The organism is Ectobacillus sp. OTK, from assembly GCF_059698935.1.
In genome coordinates, this window is the sequence record NZ_AP048547.1 from 5,111,619 (window position 1) to 5,133,212 (window position 21,594).

16 protein-coding genes and 2 riboswitches are annotated in these 21,594 nt (G+C 40.5%); of the genes, 6 read left to right on the forward strand and 10 right to left on the reverse strand.

The window, feature by feature from the left end:
- Positions 1 to 29 precede the first annotated feature (29 nt).
- Positions 30 to 788, forward strand: a complete 759-nt coding sequence (locus AC6HZ4_RS25385) for an MBL fold metallo-hydrolase (RefSeq protein WP_497492649.1) — start codon at positions 30 to 32, stop codon at positions 786 to 788.
- A 250-nt stretch (positions 789 to 1,038) separates the two neighbouring features.
- Here AC6HZ4_RS25385 and AC6HZ4_RS25390 read toward each other — a convergent pair whose 3' ends face one another.
- A complete protein-coding gene (locus AC6HZ4_RS25390; RefSeq protein ID WP_497492650.1) occupies positions 1,039 to 3,210 on the reverse strand; it encodes a S8 family serine peptidase in 2,172 nt (723 codons plus the stop codon).
- A 433-nt stretch (positions 3,211 to 3,643) separates the two neighbouring features.
- Here AC6HZ4_RS25390 and AC6HZ4_RS25395 point away from each other — a divergent pair, with 433 nt between their 5' ends.
- Positions 3,644 to 4,555, forward strand: a complete 912-nt coding sequence (locus tag AC6HZ4_RS25395) for a diguanylate cyclase domain-containing protein (protein WP_497492651.1) — start codon at positions 3,644 to 3,646, stop codon at positions 4,553 to 4,555.
- Positions 4,556 to 4,679: 124 nt separating this feature from the next.
- On the opposite strand, the gene yknW is transcribed toward AC6HZ4_RS25395, so the two are convergent.
- The 4 genes from yknW to AC6HZ4_RS25415 form a co-directional block, all read right to left on the reverse strand.
- Positions 4,680 to 5,375, reverse strand: coding sequence for a YknW family membrane protein (gene yknW, locus AC6HZ4_RS25400; RefSeq protein ID WP_497492652.1), 696 nt, complete (start codon positions 5,373 to 5,375; stop codon positions 4,680 to 4,682).
- A gap of 213 nt (positions 5,376 to 5,588) precedes the next feature.
- On the reverse strand, positions 5,589 to 6,788 hold the full coding sequence (locus AC6HZ4_RS25405; RefSeq protein ID WP_497492653.1) for an ABC transporter permease: 1,200 nt from the start codon (positions 6,786 to 6,788) through the stop codon (positions 5,589 to 5,591).
- Positions 6,785 to 7,465, reverse strand: a complete 681-nt coding sequence (locus tag AC6HZ4_RS25410; protein ID WP_497492654.1) for an ABC transporter ATP-binding protein — start codon at positions 7,463 to 7,465, stop codon at positions 6,785 to 6,787. The genes AC6HZ4_RS25405 and AC6HZ4_RS25410 overlap by 4 nt, the downstream gene beginning before the upstream one ends.
- Positions 7,462 to 8,640: an efflux RND transporter periplasmic adaptor subunit gene (locus AC6HZ4_RS25415; RefSeq protein ID WP_497492656.1), complete on the reverse strand. Its 1,179-nt coding sequence runs from the start codon at positions 8,638 to 8,640 to the stop codon at positions 7,462 to 7,464. Before AC6HZ4_RS25415 ends, AC6HZ4_RS25410 begins: the two co-directional genes overlap by 4 nt.
- 353 nt (positions 8,641 to 8,993) lie before the next feature.
- On the opposite strand from AC6HZ4_RS25415, the gene AC6HZ4_RS25420 reads away from it, so the two are divergent.
- The gene (locus AC6HZ4_RS25420; protein WP_497492657.1) at positions 8,994 to 9,158 is read left to right on the forward strand and encodes a hypothetical protein; all 165 of its coding nucleotides are present in this window, start codon (positions 8,994 to 8,996) and stop codon (positions 9,156 to 9,158) included.
- 684 nt (positions 9,159 to 9,842) lie between these two features.
- Positions 9,843 to 11,108, forward strand: coding sequence for a glutamate/aspartate:proton symporter GltP (gene gltP, locus AC6HZ4_RS25425; RefSeq protein ID WP_497492658.1), 1,266 nt, complete (start codon positions 9,843 to 9,845; stop codon positions 11,106 to 11,108).
- 320 nt (positions 11,109 to 11,428) lie between these two features.
- Here gltP and bacA read toward each other — a convergent pair whose 3' ends face one another.
- A complete protein-coding gene (gene bacA / locus AC6HZ4_RS25430; protein ID WP_497492659.1) occupies positions 11,429 to 12,241 on the reverse strand; it encodes an undecaprenyl-diphosphate phosphatase in 813 nt (270 codons plus the stop codon).
- Positions 12,242 to 12,403: 162 nt separating this feature from the next.
- A protein-coding gene (locus tag AC6HZ4_RS25435; RefSeq protein WP_497492661.1) for an IS3 family transposase occupies positions 12,404 to 13,560 on the reverse strand; the annotation gives its coding sequence in 2 pieces (ribosomal slippage) (positions 12,404 to 13,293 and positions 13,293 to 13,560; 1,158 coding nt in all).
- A gap of 269 nt (positions 13,561 to 13,829) precedes the next feature.
- Between AC6HZ4_RS25435 and AC6HZ4_RS25440 the strand changes: the two genes are divergently transcribed.
- Both AC6HZ4_RS25440 and AC6HZ4_RS25445 read left to right on the forward strand, forming a co-directional pair.
- Positions 13,830 to 14,072: a hypothetical protein gene (locus tag AC6HZ4_RS25440; protein ID WP_497492662.1), complete on the forward strand. Its 243-nt coding sequence runs from the start codon at positions 13,830 to 13,832 to the stop codon at positions 14,070 to 14,072.
- Between the two features lie 505 nt (positions 14,073 to 14,577).
- Positions 14,578 to 16,080 carry a malate:quinone oxidoreductase gene (locus AC6HZ4_RS25445; RefSeq protein ID WP_497492663.1) on the forward strand — a complete coding sequence of 501 codons (1,503 nt, stop codon included), beginning with the start codon at positions 14,578 to 14,580 and terminating at the stop codon, positions 16,078 to 16,080.
- A 298-nt stretch (positions 16,081 to 16,378) separates the two neighbouring features.
- On the opposite strand, the gene metE is transcribed toward AC6HZ4_RS25445, so the two are convergent.
- From metE to AC6HZ4_RS25460, 3 genes are all read right to left on the reverse strand, one after another.
- Positions 16,379 to 18,676, reverse strand: a complete 2,298-nt coding sequence (gene metE, locus AC6HZ4_RS25450) for a 5-methyltetrahydropteroyltriglutamate--homocysteine S-methyltransferase (protein ID WP_497492665.1) — start codon at positions 18,674 to 18,676, stop codon at positions 16,379 to 16,381.
- A gap of 161 nt (positions 18,677 to 18,837) precedes the next feature.
- Positions 18,838 to 19,030, reverse strand: a riboswitch (cobalamin riboswitch).
- A 111-nt stretch (positions 19,031 to 19,141) separates the two neighbouring features.
- Positions 19,142 to 19,252: riboswitch (SAM riboswitch) on the reverse strand.
- A gap of 267 nt (positions 19,253 to 19,519) precedes the next feature.
- Entirely contained in the window at positions 19,520 to 20,431 is a 912-nt protein-coding gene (gene tagU, locus AC6HZ4_RS25455) for a polyisoprenyl-teichoic acid--peptidoglycan teichoic acid transferase TagU (RefSeq protein ID WP_497492666.1), read from the reverse strand.
- Between the two features lie 509 nt (positions 20,432 to 20,940).
- Positions 20,941 to 21,408, reverse strand: coding sequence for a BsuPI-related putative proteinase inhibitor (locus tag AC6HZ4_RS25460; RefSeq protein WP_497492667.1), 468 nt, complete (start codon positions 21,406 to 21,408; stop codon positions 20,941 to 20,943).
- Positions 21,409 to 21,594 lie beyond the last annotated feature (186 nt).

Genomic DNA, 21,594 nt, shown 5'->3' on the forward strand with positions numbered 1-21,594 from the left:
ATTGATAATATATACAAAGAGAAAAGGTGATGAAACTGGAAATACAATTAATAAGAAATGCAACGCTTTTAGTAAATATCGGTGGCAAAAAAATTTTGGTTGACCCAATGCTGGGGGAAGTTGGTAGTATAAAAACCGTACCATTAACAAGAAATAAGAAAAAAAATCCAATTGTGCCTTTGACAGTTTCGTTGCAAAAAATAATAGACATTGATGCAATTTTAATTACTCACCGGCATTTTGACCATTTTGATGAAGTGACCAAGGAAATTCTTCCTAAAAACCTACCGTTATTTTGCCAACCACAAGATGAGGCAAGTATTCGAAAATCGGGTTTTAATAACGTAACCTCAATAAACAATGTACACCAATGGGAAGGAATGAAGATTTATAGAGTCAAGGGGGAGCATGGTACAGGATTAGCTGGTCTTTTAATGGGAAAGGTTTCTGGTTTTATTATTGAAGACCGAAAAGGGAAAAAACTCTATATAGCGGGAGATACGGTGTATAACAAAGTAGTAGAAAGAGTTTTAAAAGACCATCAGCCTGATGTAACAGTAGTAAATTCAGGAGAAGCACAGTTAATCTTTGGCAAGCCTATCACAATGACCAAAGAAGACGTGCTGAAAGTCGCAAATATATCAAATTCTAAAGTGATTGCAGTACATTTAGAAGCTGTTAATCATTGCAGTCTCAAAAGGATTGAACTACATAATTACTTAAACAAAAATGCTTTATACAAACAAGTAATGATTCCAAATGATGGGGAAATTATGAGTTTTATCTAAATAAACGAAGTTGAACGATTTTTTTCGAGAGTAACATCTGTTATTAACAAAGCCATTAGATTAAGAAATGACCCCTTAAATATAGAAAAAATACTTCATATTTAAAAGTTAATGCTCCCTTAATTAAACAAATAAAAAGGCACCTACATATTAGTTATGTCTAATACGTAAGTGCCTTTAGTTTTAGGGATTTTTAAAATTCAGGTCTTGATAATGCTCTCTTCACCTTCCATAAGATATCCCTAAATGATTAATATACAACTATCGTATCTAAATTAATATAGGTAGATGTCTTACGGGCACCTGGTGCAGCTTTTCCAGTCCACTCAATTGTCAATACGTGTCTTCCTGCTGCCAGTCCCGTCTTTTTAAAATATTGAGACTTATATACGGTGGATGTAGAATATAAGCTCACTTCCGAGCTCACACCATCTATCGTAATCTTTGCAATCCCTTGGGTGCTATTCTTAAGTCCTGTTAATGCTACACCTGTTCCATTAAATACGAACTGTACCTGGGATCCGCCTGTATTCGTTTTTTTATAGGAGCCTCCCGATGCATACGAACTTGAGGTAGTGCTCCATGCTCCTATATATCCGATCTCCTTGGCAGTGTTCTCATACGTTCCTGCCGTTGCCCCTCGCTTCACTGTTGCCGTATAGCTTCCTGCTCCTTTATAGGCATATACATCTAAATAATATGTTCCTTCCTGAGGTGCAATATATGTGAAGGTTTCACTGGAAGTTCCAGCCTTTTCGGAGTAAATTGCAATTCCATCACTGCTTTTTACCGTTGTTGCACTAGGCTTATAGAGGTAGAGATCAAAGTCTGTTCCAGTAGCACCCGTTAGTGTTACTGTTACCTTTTCCCCTTTTTTCAAATCTAAAGAATATACATCATCCAAATCCGTTGTAGCGCTTACAGTATCACTCACTGTTGTACCAGGGAAAGGCTTGCCTGGGATATCGTTATCCGCCTGCGTGTTAACGGCAGCCTGTGCATTCAATAGACCTCCCGTTCCAACTACTCCTGTTAAGGAGGAAAGTTTTGTAACCGTATTCATAACAGAGCTCTTCATAGTTGCCGGGCTAATCGTGCTGTTCGTGCTCTGCAGTAATGCTGCAACCCCTGCCGCATGCGGAGCAGCCATTGATGTTCCATTCATGTACTCATAGGCGTAAGAATAATCCGAAGACCAGCCTTTCGGAACAGTACTTTTTATACTTACTCCAGGAGCTGCTATATCCACATTTTTCGCACCGTAGTTAGAGAAATCAGCTATATTTCCTGTATTATCTATCGCAGCTACCGATAGAATATTAGCTAAATCATAGGCGGCAGGATAGACAGGCTGTGTATCTACGTTCAGCCCTTGATTTCCAGCTGCTGCTACAAACAGGGAGTTTGATCCTTTAATCGCATCATATAAGGCTTGGCTAAATTCGCCGCCGGTCCATGAATTGTTAGTGATCTTCACACCTTTTGCTTTAGCATAGTTGATTGCTAGAATAGCGTCAGAAGTACTCCCCCCATCCGGTCCAAGAAACTTAAGCGGCATAACCTTTACGTTTGATGCAACACCGATTACTCCTATGTTATTAGCAGAGCCTGCGATTGTACCCGATACATGCGTACCGTGCTCGTCCCCATCACCCTCATCAAAGACTGTATTATCCTTATTAAAGAAATCCCAGCCATTCACGTCATCGATATAGCCATTTTTGTCATTATCAATGTTATCACCTGCAATTTCGCCCGGGTTTTTCCAGATTCGATCTTTTATATCTGGATGATTAATATCTGTACCTGTATCAATAACACCCACCACAACATTTGAGCTTCCTTGCGTTCTGAGCCACGCACCCTCTGCTTTAATGTCAATCCCTGGTTTTCCTGTGACCCATTCAATACTTTGCCCCGTGTTTTTCAGTCCCCATAGCTCTCCGTATAAAGGATCTGTAACATCCTGTGGCGTTGCCTCCGCTATCTCCTCGGGATACAGAATGTAGTTCGGTTCCGCGTATTCCACTAGAGATGAGGCCTTCAGGGCGTTGATCGCATCCTCGATTTTCACCCCGGATTTAAACTCTACAAGCTTGGTGCCTTTGCTTCCTAGATCCTGCTTTGTCTTTAAACCCAGTGTATCCTTTACCTTTCCTAGACTTTGCACATCATAGGCATTCTTAAATTTCACAATCAGCTCATTGTCTTTAAATTTTTTAGCTTTGTTGACCTTAGAGCTTGGTACGACCTTGCCCTTTTTTGTACTTTTGGCCGGAATCTGAACAATTGGAGTTACCTTTTGTGATCCTTTCTTCAGGTTTCCAGCTGGGTTATCTGCTGGTTGAGCAGATTCTGCAAAAGCAGGAATAGCCGAAAATACTAAGCTTGTACTTAGAACGAAACTAGTAATCTTTTTCATAATGCCCCCCTGAATTCTTTAATAAAATCGACCAAGCATATGAAATGAACGGCAAGAGATCTTATAGATTCCCTTATGTAAAATCCTCCTTCCTAAATGTAATATAAACATAGGGGAAACAATAACATAAATAGGGTATATTTAGATACCCCTAAAACTTAATAAAAAAAACCCCAAATCTACATATTCGTCACAGAACAATAACAACCTTCCTTATTTTACCTTTTTATTTATTTTCTTACATTTTTCAACCAAAACTTCACACTATCTTAAAGCAGAAATTCATAAAAAATTAGCATTTTCTACCTCATTAGCACAAAACATGGTAAAATAATAAATATAATTTTATAGCATATATTGATAGTTAACTATCTCTATACATACAAAAACCAAATTACTCTATCATACAATAGATAGCTGAAGGGAGTGTACTATGTCCAGAAACGCAGCTTTTTCGCATGTTGTCCCATTTAAAATATGGGTAAGTACTATTGTTGTACTCCTGTTTCCTATTCTATTTGATACATCAATTACCATATATTCTTCTGAGCTAGGACATGATTTGATAGAAATGGCATGGTTTGTTTATATCCTCCCTCCTATCACATTCGCCTTCTCCTTCGGCTTAAAGAGAGCAATCCTCCTAAGCTTTATACTGCAAATAATCCATAGCTTTTATGAGGCCGTGAAGCATGCTGGAACAGATTTTTTAATTGATGATATGTATTTTATTTTCACTCAATTAAGCTTAAGCGTGATTATTTCATATATGGTTGGCGTATCAACAGAAAAGCTAAAACAAGAGCAAACCGAACTAGAAATGGCGTACAAAAATATAGAGCAGCTGGCTTATTATGATTCCTTAACATCCTTACCGAATAGACGTATGTTTCTGCAGCGCTTAGATGCGGAGATTGCTCAGCATAAGCAAAATGAGACACAATTTGCTTTGTTGTTTATCGATTTAGATGGCTTTAAAGAAGTAAATGATACATGGGGACATAAAGCGGGCGATCTATTATTACAGGAAGTTTCCAGACGATTCATGACTTGTGTTCGGAGAGGGGATTGTTTAGCGCGATTTGCAGGAGATGAATTTACTGTACTGCTCAGCAATATTACTCAAGCAGATGCTATTGAGGTTGCAGAAAGGCTCCTTAGGGCACTGCAGCCCATTTTCATGATTCAAAATCAGGCTGTTGGCGTAACAGCTAGTATCGGTATGGGGCTTTATCCAGATCATGGTGAAACATCCGAGGCTTTGCTGAGATATACAGACGAAGCAATGTATGAGGTAAAAAGACAAGGAAAGAACAATTATCATCTTCACATCCAGAAGGCATAACGAGGCTGCGTAAAATGCGCCTATTTCCTTTGATTGGACAAGCAAGACTAAACAAGGAGCATTCTCAAAAACGCCGCCGTTGACCCTAGGACTACAAAATCAATGGCGGCGTTTTTCTTACTTATTAAGGCGCAAAGCTGGCGTTGCTAAACATACCGCCAAGCATACTAAAGCCAAGGCTAATGACAAAGAAAATCACAACAAGCGTTATTGCCTGCCCTTTGCGAAGGCCGGCTGCCCTTTGCAATGCAATGGCCGTTACAACAAAGCCCCAAATACTAAATACCTCAAATGCCTTTCCAATACTATGCAGCAGCGTACCTGTTTCAAAAAGCGGAGCAAGGCTTGTATATTGCACATCTAAACCGCCAAATACAGCCATCAGCAGCACGTTCACGATTCCGCCAAGCACACCGATTACACTCGTATAAATTGAAATCGATAATAGCTTCTTATAAGATGTATCATTTCCGATGATCATCATACAAACCTTATAGAACAGTGCTGTAATTACATATAACAGCGGTATACCTACTAAAGTGCCCGCACCGCCCATAATAGAGACAAATGCCGGCGAGGCAAAAAATTTCGCCTCCTCTGGTATATCGGTCGGTACCTGCCCTGCTGCCTCTGGGCTAGCTGCGATCAAATAGGCACTGAGCGCCCCAATAACAGCATACAAAAGTGCCATAATCAGAAGCGGCATACCGATAGGTGCCTTTTGCTTCATCCTTTCAAATTGCAAGGATGGCGATGTAATGACACCCAATAAAGACGGTTTTTTTAACTCTATATCTGTTGCTGTTACGTTTGGTTCCATCAGGTATCTCCTCCTTTTAATTAATAATTATATGATACAAGCAATCTATCTTATGACTATGAGGGCAAATCTGGCTGCATCCGCTTTTCTTTTGTCCAGCTCCAGCAACCTGCTCCCTTCCGCAAAATAACCCCCGCCGCACAAAGGCAAAAAGCGCCTTTGGCGGTGATGAACATGTTGCTGCGGGAGCAAACCGGGTCGATTATGCTTTTCTTATTCATACCGAAGTGCATCGATTGGGTCGAGCTTAGCTGCTTTGTTTGCCGGAATAAGCCCGAAGACGATGCCGAGCGTCATTGAGAATAGGACGCCGCCGACAACGACCTGCCATGAGACGAGAGGAGGCCATTTCGCAAATATAGAAACGATATGCGCCCCGCCAACTCCAAGACCGATACCGATGATACCGCCAAGTGCAGTGAGCATCATCGCCTCAATGAGAAACTGCAGCAAAATCTTGCCGCGCGTTGCGCCGAGTGCCTTGCGGATGCCGATTTCTCTTGTCCGCTCCGTCACGGATACAAGCATAATATTCATAACACCAATGCCTCCGACAAGAAGGGAAATGCCGGCAATCCCGCCGATAATACTCGTCATAATGCCGGTCAGCTGTGAAATTTGCTTCTCCAGCTCCTCCAAATTGAATACCTCATACTTCCCTTTTAGTTCGTCAGACTTACTTGCATTTAGCATATCAGCTGCCTTCTGTCCTGCAATTTGCATGCTATCCGCATCAACAGCCTGAATCGTAACAGATTGAATATCATCTGTTCCAAATAGGACAGGCCAAAGCGATAACGGCATGAGCATTTGCGGGAATCCAAAACCTAAAAACTCGTCGTTTGACTTAAATACGCCAATGACCCGAAACGGCTGCCCGGCCACCTCAATAATTTGTCCCACTGGATTTTTGCCCTGAAACACTTCCTCTACCGCTCGTTCATTCACCATGACAACGTTATCTGATTGAGAGAAATCACCCTCGTCGAGCTTTCGCCCTTTCGTTACCTCTACCTTGTTCACAGCAAAATAATCCTCTGTAATTCCATTTATATTAATGCTCTTCGTTTCTTCTCCAACCGTAATGTTATCCATCGTACTGTTCATCGTAATAACATGGGCAATCTCTGGGATCTTCTTAAGCTGGAACAGATTTTCCTGTGTAAATGTCGGCGGCTGGTCAAAAGGATTGGCAAACGGATCCTCTTCATCCGGTGTAAATGTAAGCTGAATAGTATTATTTCCAGCGCCGGCAATTTGTGATTTTAATGCCGCTTCACCACCTTGGCCAATTGCTACAACTGTAATAATGGAGCCAACGCCAATAATAATGCCAAGCATTGTCAAAGCAGAGCGCAGCTTATGCGCCATAATGGAGGAAAGCGCAATTTTAATGCTATCCATAAAGCTCATGCCTGCTCCCTCCGATCCTCCGTAATACGACCGTCCCGTAAAATAATGCGGCGCTTCGTATAGGCAGCTACCTCTTCCTCATGCGTAACCATAATAACTGTCGTTCCTTCTCGGTTGAGCTGCGTAAAAATATCCATTACCTGCTCGCCCGATTTCGAATCAAGCGCGCCCGTCGGCTCGTCGGCAAGAATAAAGGATGGATGATTAGCGATTGCGCGCGCAATCGCCACACGCTGCTTTTGGCCGCCCGACAATTGATTTGGCAGGTGATCAATCCGATCCGCTAATCCAACCTTTTCTAATGCCTCAAGCGCCCGCTTGCGCCGTTCCTTTTTGCTTATTCCGCCGTATACAAGCGGCAGCTCCACATTTTCTACTGCTGAAAGCCGCGGCAGCAAATGAAAATGCTGAAACACAAAGCCGATGTTCTTATTTCGCAAAAGCGCGAGCTGCTTCTGATCAGCCTGTAAGATATTAATATGATTTAATATGTACTCTCCCTCTGTCGGACGATCTAAGCAGCCGATAATATTCATCAGCGTTGACTTTCCTGAACCGGAGGGCCCCATAATAGAAACGAACTCGCCTCCTTCAATTTCCACATGAATGTCATGCAGCACAGGCACGTTCAGCATGCCTTGCTGGTATGTTTTATAGACATGCTTTAAGCTAATCATTTTGAAGTCACTTCCATTCCATCCTTCACTTTGTCGGAAGGATTTTCAAGCACCTGTTGTCCAGCCTCTGCTCCCTCGGTAATTTCAATCCATTCACCGTCGCTCATACCAGTTTTGACCGATTGCTTTTGCAGCTTGCCGTCCTTTACAAGGTAGAGAAACTTCTCTTCTCCCTCCTCCACAATGCTGCTGCGAGGTGCTGCGATCATTGTATTCGAGGACAATTGGATTTCAAGCGACACATGATAGCCAGGTGATAGCCCGTCCTGTGCATCGAGCACTGCTTTAAATGGATAATAGGAAATATTTTGTGTTCCCTGTCCACCGCTCATCTCCGTTGTCGTATCTGTTGTTGGATAATCGCTTACCTCAATGATTTTTCCGGTCCATTTTTTATTAGCTACAGCCTTAGCTGTAACAGTAATCGGTTGCTCTGGCTGCACCTGTGCCTTTTGCAGCTCCGATAATGTTCCTTCCACCCGGTATGGGTCTTTTGATGCAAGCTGCATAAATACCTTTGCCTGTCCTGCCGCTGCTGAAGAGGATTGCGCCGCATCCTTATCAAGCGTTTGTACGCGTCCGTTAATCGTACTGTATATGGTCAGTTCGGATTGTTTTTTCTCTAGCTGCTGCTTTTGCAGCTTATTTTGCTCCTTTTCGAGCTCTGTTGTTTTTTGCTGCAGCTCCAGCTCCTTTAACTGGGACTCTAGCGGATTAATTACCGCATCACCGGCACCTTCGTCCTTCGCCTTTTGAATCTCCTTATTCATCGATTTGATTTTTTCCTTTACTTGCTCATACTGCAGGGAGGTTGTTTTCTCCTGCAGCTCCGCCTGCTTAATTTGCAAATCCAGCTCAGGATTTTCATAGGAAAATAGCCTTTGGCCTTCGATTACATCATCGCCCTCATTTACAAAAATCTCCTTCACGCTTCCCTTAGTCGCATCGACATACAGCGTTTCCGTACTGCCCGGCGTCACACGCCCCGATACAAGCTTTGTGCTGTTTAATGTTCTTTCTTCTATGCTTGCAAATTTCAACTCTGCTGCGCTGCTCGTTTTCTTATTCTGCAAGACTGCTATATTAATAGCAGCAGTCACTGCGATAAGCGTAATAATTCCGATTATAATCCATGCCTTCTTCTTTTTCGGAGCCAATGCCGTGCTAGCTTGCATGCTTCTCTCTCCTTCTTTCTTCCATTTACATTATACAATTATATCTTTACTTCCATATATACACAACGAAATCCCTATTATTTTTACAAATTTTTCACTAATAGGAAATAGATTGAATTTTATAAACAAAATTATGTATGAAGAAAAAAAGAGATGGATACAATACTAGTACCCCCTTTTCTTAATCAGTACAACAAAATGGCCGTCCTCACGGAGGACGGCACTTTTTCTTATGAATCAGCTATACTCACCGAAAATCATACATTATAAAGAAAAGCTTCTTATTTGATTGTCAGAATAGCTTCACGTATAATTCTTTCTAAAAAAGAAGTACTAGGGAGAGATAACGAGTTATGATTATAAAACATTATTTTTTAAATGAGCTGGAACGAGAAGCATATGAACAAAAGGTATTAGAACAAGATGCTGCGTTACATGAAGCTGCCATTCTAGAGCTGGATGACCGAGAACTGCTAGAACTGTATGAATCAAAGCAATATGCCTATGCTATGTCATAAAGAAAACTCGCCGATTGGCGAGCCTTTAGGCAAAGACAGAGGCGTGTTTATACTTTATATTTAAAAATTTCCGCCACAATGAACAGCTTTCATGCCAGAATCTTATACCTCACTAAAGGACAAACCTCTTGCCTTTTTTCTTGAACAGGCATGCCTCGAATAAGCAACAGCTCCCCCTCTTTGACAACATTCTTACAGAAGTACTCCCCTGCACGCCTTTCATGTCTAAATCACTCACAATATTGGATTTAATCAAACGTTTGATTAAATGATAACCACGACCCTTTCTTCCGCGAAAGAATACTCTCGCAAACCTCTGAAGGAGTCGACTGTAATTCTCAAACAAAGGGATGCAATTCTTCTGAGAGTGAAATATCTATAAAAAACGCCATCTTTATCAATAATTCTTCTAAAAGGATAGCGTATTTCTCGCATATGGGGGATATTTATTCAAATTAGCTGATAGACATGGGACGTTACCTCTGCTTTAATATTTTAAATAATTAAAAAATAAAAAGATTATTTTTGTAGTTTTTTGTTGGTTTCTGTAGTTTTGATTATAAATTAAAGATATGTTGTTCTAGAGCAATACATGAAAACGCTTAAATGAATCTGTTAGATTTTCTCTGATCTTATTAGAGAAGAGGGGACTCACAAATCAACAAAAAGAGGAAGGAGACAAATATGAAAAAAATAGGGTTAGCTTGGCAAATTTTAATTGGTCTCATTGTAGGTATTGCTGTAGGTGCTGCATTTTATGGAAATCCCGCAGTCGCTACCTACTTAAAGCCGATTGGCGATATCTTCATCCGTCTTATTAAAATGATTGTTGTTCCAATAGTTGTGTCAAGTCTCGTAGTAGGTATTGCCGGTGTTGGCAATGTGAAAAAGCTTGGTAAACTGGGCGGTAAAACAATTTTGTATTTCGAAATCATCACAACAATTGCAATTGTATTAGGATTGTTGGTTGCAAACGTATTCCAGCCTGGTTCTGGCGTGGATATGAAGCAATTGCAAAAAACAGATATTTCTACGTATGTGAGTACAAGTGAGCAAGTACAAAGCCACTCTATGGCTGATACTTTTGTAAATATTGTTCCTACAAATATTGTGGATGCATTGGCAAAAGGCGACATGCTTGCAATCATTTTCTTCTCTGTTTTATTTGGACTTGGCGTAGCTGTCATCGGAGAAAGAGGCAAGCCAGTACTTCATTTCTTCCAAGGTGTAGCAGATGCAATGTTCTATGTAACAAACCAAGTGATGAAGTTCGCTCCGTTTGGTGTATTTGCACTGATTGGCGTAACGGTTTCTAAGTTTGGTGTTGGATCGCTGATCCCTCTAGGAAAACTAGTACTAGTAGTATACGGTTCTATGATTTTCTTTGTTGTTGTTGTACTAGGTATCGTAGCGAAAATAGCTGGAATCAATATCTTCCAGTTCCTGAAAATCCTCAAAGATGAGCTGATTTTGGCCTACTCTACAGCGAGCTCAGAGACGGTTCTACCAAAAATCATGGAGAAGATGGAGAAATTCGGATGCCCGAAAGCTATCTCATCCTTCGTTATCCCGACAGGTTACTCGTTTAACTTAGATGGGTCAACACTATATCAAGCGATTGCAGCCATTTTCTTAGCGCAAATGTATGGTATTGATATGCCGATTACTCAGCAAATTACCCTTCTTCTTGTGTTGATGGTAACTTCTAAAGGGATTGCCGGTGTACCGGGCGTTTCTTTCGTTGTATTATTAGCAACACTCGGCTCTGTAGGTATTCCTGCAGAAGGATTAGCATTTATTGCGGGTATCGACCGTATTCTTGATATGGCTCGTACAGCTGTAAACGTAGTCGGAAATTCCCTCGCAGCGGTCGTGATGTCCAAATGGGAAGGCGAATACAACAAAATGAAGGGCCAAGAATATTTAAGAGAAGTGCAAAAGGTCTCTTAATGATAGATTTGTTTTACTTTTTAACTAGGGGCAGCGCCCCATGCCCATCAAGTGAAGGTTTTATAGTACCCCAAAACGAAAATTCTGTGATTGCTATGAAGTATTTGTTTTCGTCAGATTGACGGCAATGAGGCAGGACTCCTAGTTCAAAAAATACAAGGGGCTGACCCAAAAGCCCTTAAATAATGAAAATTAACGGTAGTATGTGAAATAGACCATCATCGAAACCCTTGATTTTACTGGGTTTTCAATGATGGTCTATTTTTCCATTTTAGCTTAAAAAGGAACATTACTCCCCTTTTGGGTCAGCCCCTTCTTTTTTATAAAATAAAGCCCCAAAATGCTAAAGCTAGTACAAAACGATAGATGGCAAATGGAATCAATTTTATTCTGGAAATAAGTTTGAGAAAGAACTTGATGGCCAACAAAGCTACTATAAAAGCTGTTAGGAAGCCCGTAATAAACAAAGGTAAATCACTAGTATTCAAATTACCCCAGCTCTCAAATAAATCTTTACCAGAAGCTGCAATCATAATAGGCACAGCCATAATAAAGCTAAACTCAGAAGCAGTTTTATGATTCATACCAACTAATAAACCACCAGATAAGGTTGATCCCATTCTAGAGAAACCAGGAACTAAGGCTAAACATTGGAATAACCCCATATACAAGGCTTGTTTATAACTGACAGCATCAAGATCTAAAGTATTAGAACGGTTCTTATGCAATAATTCAGCAATAATCATAAGAATTCCGCCAGCTACTAATCCGATCACTACCGTCTTTGGAGAAAATAAAACATGTTTAATAAAATCATGGAGTAGTAATCCTCCTATCATAAAGGGAAGTATCCCAATAAAAACATGTAAAATATTGAGATGGGATTTGTGAGGAACTGCGGTTTCAAGTGACTTACCGATTCCTATAATATTTAACAATCGTCTCCAAAATACAACGACTACAGCGAGAATAGATCCTAGCTGAATAACTACCTCAAATGTAGTAGCACGAGTAGTTTCTTCAAACCCAAGTAAATGTCCAACTAAAATTAAATGCCCCGTAGAAGAAACAGGAGCAAATTCTGTTAAGCCTTCTACAATTCCTAAAATTAAAGCTATGATTAGATCTGACATAATAAATCTCCTATACAATATTTTTCCATACTTACCAGTATAAGAGATATTTAGATTAAGTCAAATGGTATATAGAACTTCCGCATTCGTTAATTATGTGAACACAATAGCCCTTCAGATCGTTTTGAAGTGGACCCACAAAATGGGGCACATATAAAACACCTAGGCTACCTGTTCCCCGTATTCTACGGGGGACAGGTAGTTTAATTTCTCTTGAATTCGCACACAATTATAATAATGAATGTATTCTAGCACAATCTCTCGCACAGTTGTGTTAGATACTTTTGTTATCTGTTGTGAATAGAAAGCTTCGCACTTTAATACGGCGAAGAAGCTTTCCATGACGGCATTATCATGGCAGTTCCCTTTACGGGACATGCTTGTGGTAATGCCGTTTTCTTTGGCATACATCTGAAATTCCTTAGAAGTGTAGATGCTTCCTTGATCAGAGTGAAGAATCACACCCTTCGCATTACGCTTACGTATCGCCTGTTTGAGTGTATCCAGAGCGAGTCGTACATTAGGAGATTCACTGATGGCAGAGCTGATAATCTCACGGTTGTAGGCATCCATGATGGTAGAAAGATATAAGGTACGCTCTCCAAACATGAGATACGTTACGTCTGTAAACCACTTTTGATTTGGTGCGGTCGCTTCAAATTCTCTTTGGAGAAGGTTGGGAGATACAACTGGCTCCGCTCCTCCTATATATACTTTTCTCTTCCGCCGAACCCTAGATAATAAGCTAGACATTCTCATAATTCGTAATACTTTCTTATGATTCACATGGAATCCCAATCGTTTGAGAATCGCTGTTACTTTTCGGTATCCATATCGCTGCTTATATTGCCGGCACACACGCTGAACTTGTTTTTCTGTGTCATCTGATGTGCGTTCAGGTTTGTGAATCCAACGATAAAAAGTAGAGCGAGGAATGCTCAGAATGTTACAGAACTCCTTTACCGTAATGGATCCTTTCAGTTCTTGCCACGTCGCGACGACAAGGTCTGGTTTCCACTCCTTTCGATCTCCCGGTACTTTCCCAATACAAGAAGTTGTGCCTTCAACCGTTTGTTTTCTAACCGTAACTGTTCCAATTCATCTTGTTCTTTTAGACTTTTCCTATAGCTGTACTGTTTTCCCACAGGTTGTTCAAATCGATGGGTCTGTCCCGTGCGATACCAGTTCATCCATCTTTTCAACTGTGACTTATTCTTAATCCCTAACGTTTCCATAATCGTATGGTTTGTGTAGCCTGCCTCTTTCATTTCAATTGCTTTCCATTTAATCTCCGCTGGGTAATGTACTCTTGTAACCAAAATAAAAACACCTCCGCTTGATTCGTCTTTTTTAGTATGCGAATCAAGGGGGTGTTTTTTTCATGTCCCACTATTAGGGTTCACTTCATTTAACTGAAGGGTTTTTGGTAGTCTCTTAAATACATTGACTCCCGATAATGATAGGCTATGTAAACTTAACACGTATATACATACATTTTTAGAGTTTTTAGAAAATAAGGGACAAGCATAGTAGCAAAACTACTAATATTTAATATAATGGTATTACAAATCAAAGAAGGAGGAAAAATATGGGATCATATAAAGATGGGCACGATAATGATTCACAGGAAAAGAAACAGAAGGATCAATATGATGAGCATTCATGGGACAAGAAAGAAAAAGATGCTAATTCGATTGTGAATATAGTAAAAGTAAATGTAAATTGTTGTGATCATAAGAAAGACCAGGATAAAGAAGATTGTGATCATAAGAAAAACCTGTATAAGAAGGGGTATTGGGACTATAAGGAGGAGCGATATAAGGAATATTAGGGTTAAATGTAAAAAAAGCCGGCTTACTTACGCCAGCTTTTTTGTTTTCCCCCTATTGAGGCAACCGGGGGTATAGGGCAGCACCACCACATCAGCGTGTATATACATAGAGTAAGAGCAACACATTAATGGACCGATGATCTGGAAGTTCACTGGCAACGGCAAACCAAAGCCTTAACCCTTGCAAGGGGCTGTGTTTTTTGTATGTTCTAGAGCCTTGTGGACGGACTTCTCACTTCTGACCAGCTTTTAAATAGCTTATAACTATCATAATAATAGTAAATAAATATTTTAATCTATAAACAAAAATGATATACTATTTTTAGGTTATAATCCAATAGTGATATACTATTTATAATCCATAACCGAACAGTGATATACTATTTTTCAGATTATAATTGATCCAGAAAAGATGTGTGACTAGGTCGCGCTCTGGCTTGCTGTGGCGCCTAAGCAGGAGCGCCTACATTCTTTCTGCGAATCTTAGGGGATAAGGAAGGTAAAAATGAGCAACAGACAAACTAGAACAGACGTTATCTTAATTGGTGCCGGAATCATGAGTGCGACTTTGGGAACACTGTTGAAAGAATTAGTACCGGACTGGAAAATTACAGTGTTTGAGAAGCTCGCAAACGCAGGAGAGGAAAGCTCTGACGAATGGAATAATGCGGGAACGGGGCATGCGGCACTGTGCGAGCTTAACTACACCGTCGAAAAACCGGACGGATCCATAGATATTAGCAAAGCGATAAAAATTAATGAACAGTTTCAGCTTTCAAGACAGTTTTGGTCTTATCTTGTAAACAGCAATCTGATACGTAATCCGCAGGACTTTATCATGCCATTGCCTCATATGAGTTTAGTACAAGGGGAAAAAAATGTAACGTTTTTGAAAAAACGTTTTGAAGCACTGGCAAACAATTCCCTGTTTCAAGGGATGGAATTTTCCGATGACCCTGAAAAACTGAAGGAATGGATTCCGCTTATCATGGAAGGCCGTACATCGAATGAACCGATAGCGGCAACAAAAATCGACTCTGGAACGGATGTCAACTTTGGTGCTTTAACACGCATGTTGTTTGACCACTTAAAGAGTAAAAACGTCGAGATAAACTACAAACATAGTGTTGAGGATATTAAACGTACTGGCGACGACTCGTGGGAATTAAAAGTGCATGATATCGATAGCGGTAAAATCGAATACCATACTGCAAAATTCGTCTTTATCGGCGGCGGGGGCGGAAGCCTGCCTTTACTGCAAAAAACCGGTATTCCTGAGTCAAAACATATTGGAGGATTCCCGGTAAGCGGACTATTTATGGTATGTAACAATCCGGAAGTTGTAGCGCAGCATCATGCAAAAGTATACGGTAAAGCTAAGGTTGGTGCTCCTCCAATGTCTGTCCCGCATCTTGATACAAGATATATCGACAACAAAAAAGCATTGCTGTTTGGACCGTTTGCCGGCTTCTCACCGAAGTTCTTAAAAACTGGTTCAAATTTTGATTTGATAGGTTCCGTAAAACTAAATAATGTCTTCACTATGTTGGCGGCAGGCGCAAAAAATGTTCCATTGACAAAATACCTGATCCAGCAAGTTATGTTATCGAAAGAAAAGCGCATGGAAGAGTTACGCGAGTTTATTCCGAACGCCAAAAACGAGGATTGGGATATAGTGGTCGCGGGCCAACGTGTGCAGGTTATCAAAGATACTGCTGCAGGCGGCAAAGGAACGCTTCAATTTGGTACGGAAGTTGTTAGTGCCGCTGATGGCTCGATAGCAGCATTGCTCGGCGCTTCTCCGGGTGCTTCTACCGCCGTTCACGTCATGCTTGAGGTAATAAAAAAATGCTTCCCGCAACATCTAAAAGCGTGGGAACCGAAAATCAAAGAAATAATTCCTTCTTATGGCGTGTCACTAATGGAAAACCCAGAGCTTCTGCACGAAATTCATACTTCAACAGCGCAGACGCTTGGTCTAAGCGAAAAAGAGCCGGTCTTTAGTTAATTCTTTGGAAGTAGAAACCAAGATATTGAATGATTAAGTTTAAGCAACATTTTTCATTAATGAACAATCATTTCTATGATGAAGAGATTGAAAAAAACGGAGATAAAATCAAAAGCTCTGACACTATAAAAGTGCCAGAGCTTTTGGTTTAATGATAGAGTCGAGTGACATATATAATAGAAAGATTTCTAGTCCAAATTCTATAATTATTAGCAAGAAAGGATCCTGTAGTTAAAGTTCTCTTACCAGATATTGAACTACCCTACTTAGGAATAAGCTAGAACTTCCCCCAAAGGTTTTATCCCTTTCTTACAAGCAGCTTTTCTCTCGTTTGTTCTGCCGCTTCAACCATCACCTTAAGTGCTGCAATCGTCTCATCAATACCGCGTGTTTTTAAGCCGCAATCAGGATTGATCCAGAATAGCTTTGGATCAAGCACTTGAAGGGCACGATCAATATTTCTTGTCAACTCTTCAAGCTTTGGTACACGCGGGCTATGAATGTCGTATACACCAAGGCCGATACCTTTATCATACGTATTTTCTTCAAAGGAATGAATTAATTCACCATGACTTTTTGATGTTTCAATCGAAATGACATCAGCATCGAGCGCTTTGATAGCATCGATAATATTTTTAAAATCTGAATAACACATATGAGTGTGAATTTGTGTATCATTTTGGACAGACGCTGTTGCAAGTTTGAACGCATAAACTGCAGCATCAAGATAGCTTTCCCGTTTTTCATGCTTTAACGGCAGCCCCTCACGAAGCGCTGGCTCATCGACTTGAATCATACGGATTCCACTTTTCTCTAGTGTTTCAACTTCTTTTCGAAGCGCAAGCGCAATTTGATTTGCCACATCATAACGAGGAATATCATCGCGTACAAACGACCAGTTTAAAATAGTAATTGGACCTGTCAGCATTCCTTTTACAGGTTTGCTTGTTAACGATTGGGCATATACAGTTTCTGCGACTGTCATTGGTTCTATATATGCAACATCACCGTAAATAAGCGGCGGCTTTACACATCGTGAGCCATATGATTGCACCCAGCCAAATTTCGTAAATTGGAAGCCCGCTAGTTTTTCGCCGAAATATTCAACCATGTCTGTACGTTCAAATTCCCCATGTACAAATACATCCAGACCAAGTTCTTCTTGGATTTCGACCCACTTTTTAATTTCTGCTTTTATATAAGTTTCATATTCTGCATCAATTAACTCGGCTTTCCGCCATTTTAAACGCTGTTTTCTTACTTCTTGTGTTTGCGGGAAGCTTCCGATTGTTGTAGTTGGAAGAAGCGGTAATTGAAAAGCCTTTTCCTGCAGCTCTTGACGGACTGTAAATGGTGCTTGCCGCTCTGCTCTATACGTATGCAGGCTGCGAATCGCTTCCTGAACTTGTGTATTGTTTCGAACTGATGATTGATTTAATGCTTCTATAGCTTCTACACTTGCAGTAATTTCTGTCTGCACTGTTTCCTTTCCTTCTTGCAGTCCTTTTGTAAGTACAACAATTTCATGTAATTTTTCATCAGCAAATGATAATGCATCTTTTAGAGTCTCAGTGAGCGTTTCTTCGCTTTTCACTGTCACAGGCACATGCAGTAAGCTTGATGAAGGCTGCACAATTAGGCGATCTTTTGAAACTACCTCTGCAATCTCTGTAAGAATGGAAAACTTATCATCAAGATTTGCACGCCATATGTTACGCCCGTCAACTACTCCAGCAGCAAGCACCTTGTCTTCTGGGAACCCGTACTTTTTCAAAGCAGCAAGATTCTGGCCGGAATCATGTACAAAATCAAGTCCAATTCCTTGAACAGGAAGTGAGATGACATCTTTGTAATGTTCAATGCTCTCAAAATAGGTTTGCAAAATTACCTTTATGTTTGGTGCTGCTTCATGCAATGTTTGATAAATATCATTGCATAACGCAACCTCTTCTTTCGAAAGCGTTGTTGATAAAATCGGTTCATCGATTTGTACCCACTCTGCACCTTCTTGTTGTAATGTGCGCAGGATGTCAGCATAAAGCGGTACAAATTGATTAACAACTGTTTTAAATTCACTTTTTTGATAGCCTTTTGACAGCTTTACAAATGTTACAGGTCCTAAAATAACTGGCTTTCCATCAATATTAAGTTTTTGTTTAGCCTCTTTATAAAATTGAAGCGGACGGTTTTCAACAAGAGCAGGTACCGCTTCGCCCAGCTCTGGAACAATGTAGTGATAGTTTGTGTTAAACCATTTTGTCATTTCAGACGCAACCGCACCCTTAGTGCCCCGTGCTATATTAAAATACGTTTCAAGCGATACTGTACCTCCGCCATATTCAAAGCGTCTTGGCACTAAGCCGAACATAACAGCTGTATCAAGTACATGATCATACAAGCTAAAGTCTCCAACCGGGATCAGATCAATTCCTTGCTCCCTTTGCTTCTGAAGGTGCTGCAGGCGAATCTCTTCAATTTGCTTTAAAAATGCTTCTTTTTCTAGTTTCCCTGCCCAAAACTGTTCAAGTGCTTGTTTCCATTCGCGTTTTTCACCAATTCTTGGATAGCCTAAATTTGAGCTTTTTACTGTATTCATCGTATTTTTTACACTCCTCATATGTTTGTATTTTCATCCCCAACTAAAAAATCTCCCTTTTCTAAATAGAAAAGAGAGATTCATACGCATAGCTAACTAGAGTTGAGATATCCTGATTTTCTCAACACGTATTCCTCACTCCTCTCTATATCCTCGTAGAGTACAAGCGCACACAACAGGCAGGTCTCCTGACTTAGGCTCATCGCTTCTTATCCCTTCCCATTTCAACATGAAACAGTGGCTCATTGATAAGTCGCTCCCCATCACAGTGGCGGGACCGTGCCGGCATTTCACCGGTCTTCCCTTTTAAGCTGAGTAAATGATTTACACAGCACCTAATGCATTTTGTTATGTAGTTTTTAATAAGAAAGATGCTGGGTCTCGGCCCGCTTTTAGCTTATCCCTTCCTAAATATAAAAAGCCTCTCTATTCCAAATAGAGAGGCTTCATTATTTATGGAATCCCCTCTTATTTGTCAAAGCAATATGCTTTGCAGGAATTAGCACCTTTTCAACAAAGCTGTTGAATGGTTGCCGGGTTTCACAGGGCCAGTCCCTCCACCGCTCTCAATAAGAGTTTTTAGTATCTTATTAATATTTTGAATTTAATAGCCATGTTAACATAATAATCTCAGGGTGTCAAAAAGAATTTTCAAAAAATATGAATCTTGAGTGATTCCCGGTCCACTGTTTGCGATAGGCTATAATACAGAGCTACTGCTTGGGAAAGCATTATCCCCTCTATTTGGAGAAAAAACCATCCAGAAACATCCAGCCTATTTTCGTATAGAAAAACGACCTTGTCAATTGACAAAGTCGTTTTCCATAGTCTGAAGCAGAGCGCTTATTGCAGCTCTAAATGCTGACGAAGCTTTTGTGAAATCTGCTGACGTGTTTCATCTGATACATGGTAATACCAAATGCCGTCCGATGCTATTCCGCCTTTTCCTTCAATTTGAATTTCCTCTGTTTCATTGCGCGCCTCCGCATAATCCTTTTGAATACGGAACATATCGTCCTGCGTTAGGTTTGTTTTCACGTTGCGCTGAATTGCTCCTAGAATATCACCGAAGTTTGCAAGTGACTCAACATTTGCGCCCTTCTTAATCACGGCCTTAATGACCTGACGCTGTCTCATTTGACGACCAAAATCACCGCGCGGGTCCTCTTTTCTCATACGGGAATACGCAAGTGCCTCCGTCCCGTTTAGGTGAATCGGGCCTTCTGCGAAATGATGACCGCCATACGAAAAATCAAGATCATTCACAACATCGACACCGCCGACAGCATCTACAACGTCCTTAAATCCTGCCATGTTAACTTCAATATAATAATCAATTGGAACATTCAAAAAGTTCTCCACTGTGTTGACTGACATATCAATGCCGCCAAAAGCATACGCGTGGTTAATTTTATCGCTTATGCCCTTGCCGACAATCTCTGTGTACGTATCACGCGGAATACTCACCATTTTCATCGACTTCGTATTTGGATTCAACGTAATAAGCATCAAAGAATCTGAACGGCCTTGCTCCGTTTTGCGCTCATCCGCACCAATCATTAAAATAGAAATCGGCGTTTTCTTCTCCAAGTCTACTTTATCTGTACGCTTATCTGAGCTATCACGGTTTAAAGGCTGCTGCACAGCTTCCAGTGTATTTGAAACCTTCGAATATAACGTATATGCATAAATACCGGCTCCAATGACAAGAACGCCGATAATTCCGGCAATCCATAAAAGGACCTTTTTCTTCATTTAGCTCCCTCTCCCTGCTTTCGCCAAAAATTCCTATTATATTAGGTATTATGTCAAATTTCTTTATATTACAAAACACATGGTTATTATTATATAGCAATTGCAAGAAAATGAAAATAGGGATGGTATGGAAAGTGTGTGCTTGCTGACAAAACGATCTCCTCAGAAAACAAATGATCTCTCCCCAAAAGATGTACAAAATTTCATTATTTTCCCGATTTTCCAAGATAATTGTATCTCATTATAGCTATTAGCTAATGCATATCATTTCACGAGGAACCTTTGCTTTCTTCTCCTTCTTATTCATCCCACTAGCCTCTCAGCCTTATTCCAACAAACAAGGCGATATAAGTTATATCATCTTTGCGGCCTTGCCTAAGGTACCATCTTCAAATCAGACAGTAAACAAGCATTCATAATTCAACCAAAAAAGAGAAAAATAAAATGAGCAAATCGCAGCTAAATATAAAAAAGAAGCTAACCCTTCAAAGTTAGCTCCTTTTCAGCATCTACTGGATTTCAAAGGCAAGAGACGAATGAATTTGCTTTCCTTTTGCTGTGGAGGAAAACTCAACCGTATAGGAGCCTTTTGGCAGCCCTTCCGTTACTTTGTCGTACTCTTCCTCATAAACCAACTCTTGTGCCTGCTTTAGCGTAACAGTTTTTAGCCTTTCTGCAGCAACTATATTTTTTGATCGCTGCTTTACTACTTCACCGCTCTGATTGATAACCTTATAATCGTATTCCAGCGAGGAGGAAAATTCCAGCTTTTCAGGACGGTCATTTTGATTTTTTAATGTGAAACGAAATATTTTTCCTTGCTCATCCTCCACCAATTCCAAGGTAGATTCAATCCCGAAATAAGCAATGCCTCGATTTTTTGGTTGATGAGTCGCTTCCTTCTCACTCGTTTTCGTCGGTCCGCAGCCGCAAAGCACAATCGCTGCAAGTATTAGGATTCCTGCTACCTTTTTCATCGGTTTCCCTCCTTAAAAAAACGGAATCGCCCGCTCTTGCGTTTGTGAAAAAAGAGATAGGCCCAAATTCCGCCTATCTCTTTTTTATGAAGCATGTGATTCGCTTATGCCGAATACAGCTTTTTACTTTTTGATAATCATAGTTACCGACGCCGCGGCACTCTGATGCCTAGCAGCATTCGCCTC

Coding starts and splice junctions, on each gene's coding strand:
- metE (WP_497492665.1), bottom strand. CDS start 18,676: ATGAATACAGTAAAAAGCTCAAATTTAGGCTATCCAAGAATTGGTGAA.
- AC6HZ4_RS25440 (WP_497492662.1), top strand. CDS start 13,830: ATGGGATCATATAAAGATGGGCACGATAATGATTCACAGGAAAAGAAA.
- AC6HZ4_RS25445 (WP_497492663.1), top strand. CDS start 14,578: ATGAGCAACAGACAAACTAGAACAGACGTTATCTTAATTGGTGCCGGA.
- AC6HZ4_RS25385 (WP_497492649.1), top strand. CDS start 30: ATGAAACTGGAAATACAATTAATAAGAAATGCAACGCTTTTAGTAAAT.
- AC6HZ4_RS25395 (WP_497492651.1), top strand. CDS start 3,644: ATGTCCAGAAACGCAGCTTTTTCGCATGTTGTCCCATTTAAAATATGG.
- yknW (WP_497492652.1), bottom strand. CDS start 5,375: ATGGAACCAAACGTAACAGCAACAGATATAGAGTTAAAAAAACCGTCT.
- gltP (WP_497492658.1), top strand. CDS start 9,843: ATGAAAAAAATAGGGTTAGCTTGGCAAATTTTAATTGGTCTCATTGTA.
- AC6HZ4_RS25410 (WP_497492654.1), bottom strand. CDS start 7,465: ATGATTAGCTTAAAGCATGTCTATAAAACATACCAGCAAGGCATGCTG.
- AC6HZ4_RS25415 (WP_497492656.1), bottom strand. CDS start 8,640: ATGCAAGCTAGCACGGCATTGGCTCCGAAAAAGAAGAAGGCATGGATT.
- tagU (WP_497492666.1), bottom strand. CDS start 20,431: ATGAAGAAAAAGGTCCTTTTATGGATTGCCGGAATTATCGGCGTTCTT.
- AC6HZ4_RS25420 (WP_497492657.1), top strand. CDS start 8,994: ATGATTATAAAACATTATTTTTTAAATGAGCTGGAACGAGAAGCATAT.
- bacA (WP_497492659.1), bottom strand. CDS start 12,241: ATGTCAGATCTAATCATAGCTTTAATTTTAGGAATTGTAGAAGGCTTA.
- AC6HZ4_RS25460 (WP_497492667.1), bottom strand. CDS start 21,408: ATGAAAAAGGTAGCAGGAATCCTAATACTTGCAGCGATTGTGCTTTGC.
- AC6HZ4_RS25405 (WP_497492653.1), bottom strand. CDS start 6,788: ATGAGCTTTATGGATAGCATTAAAATTGCGCTTTCCTCCATTATGGCG.
- AC6HZ4_RS25390 (WP_497492650.1), bottom strand. CDS start 3,210: ATGAAAAAGATTACTAGTTTCGTTCTAAGTACAAGCTTAGTATTTTCG.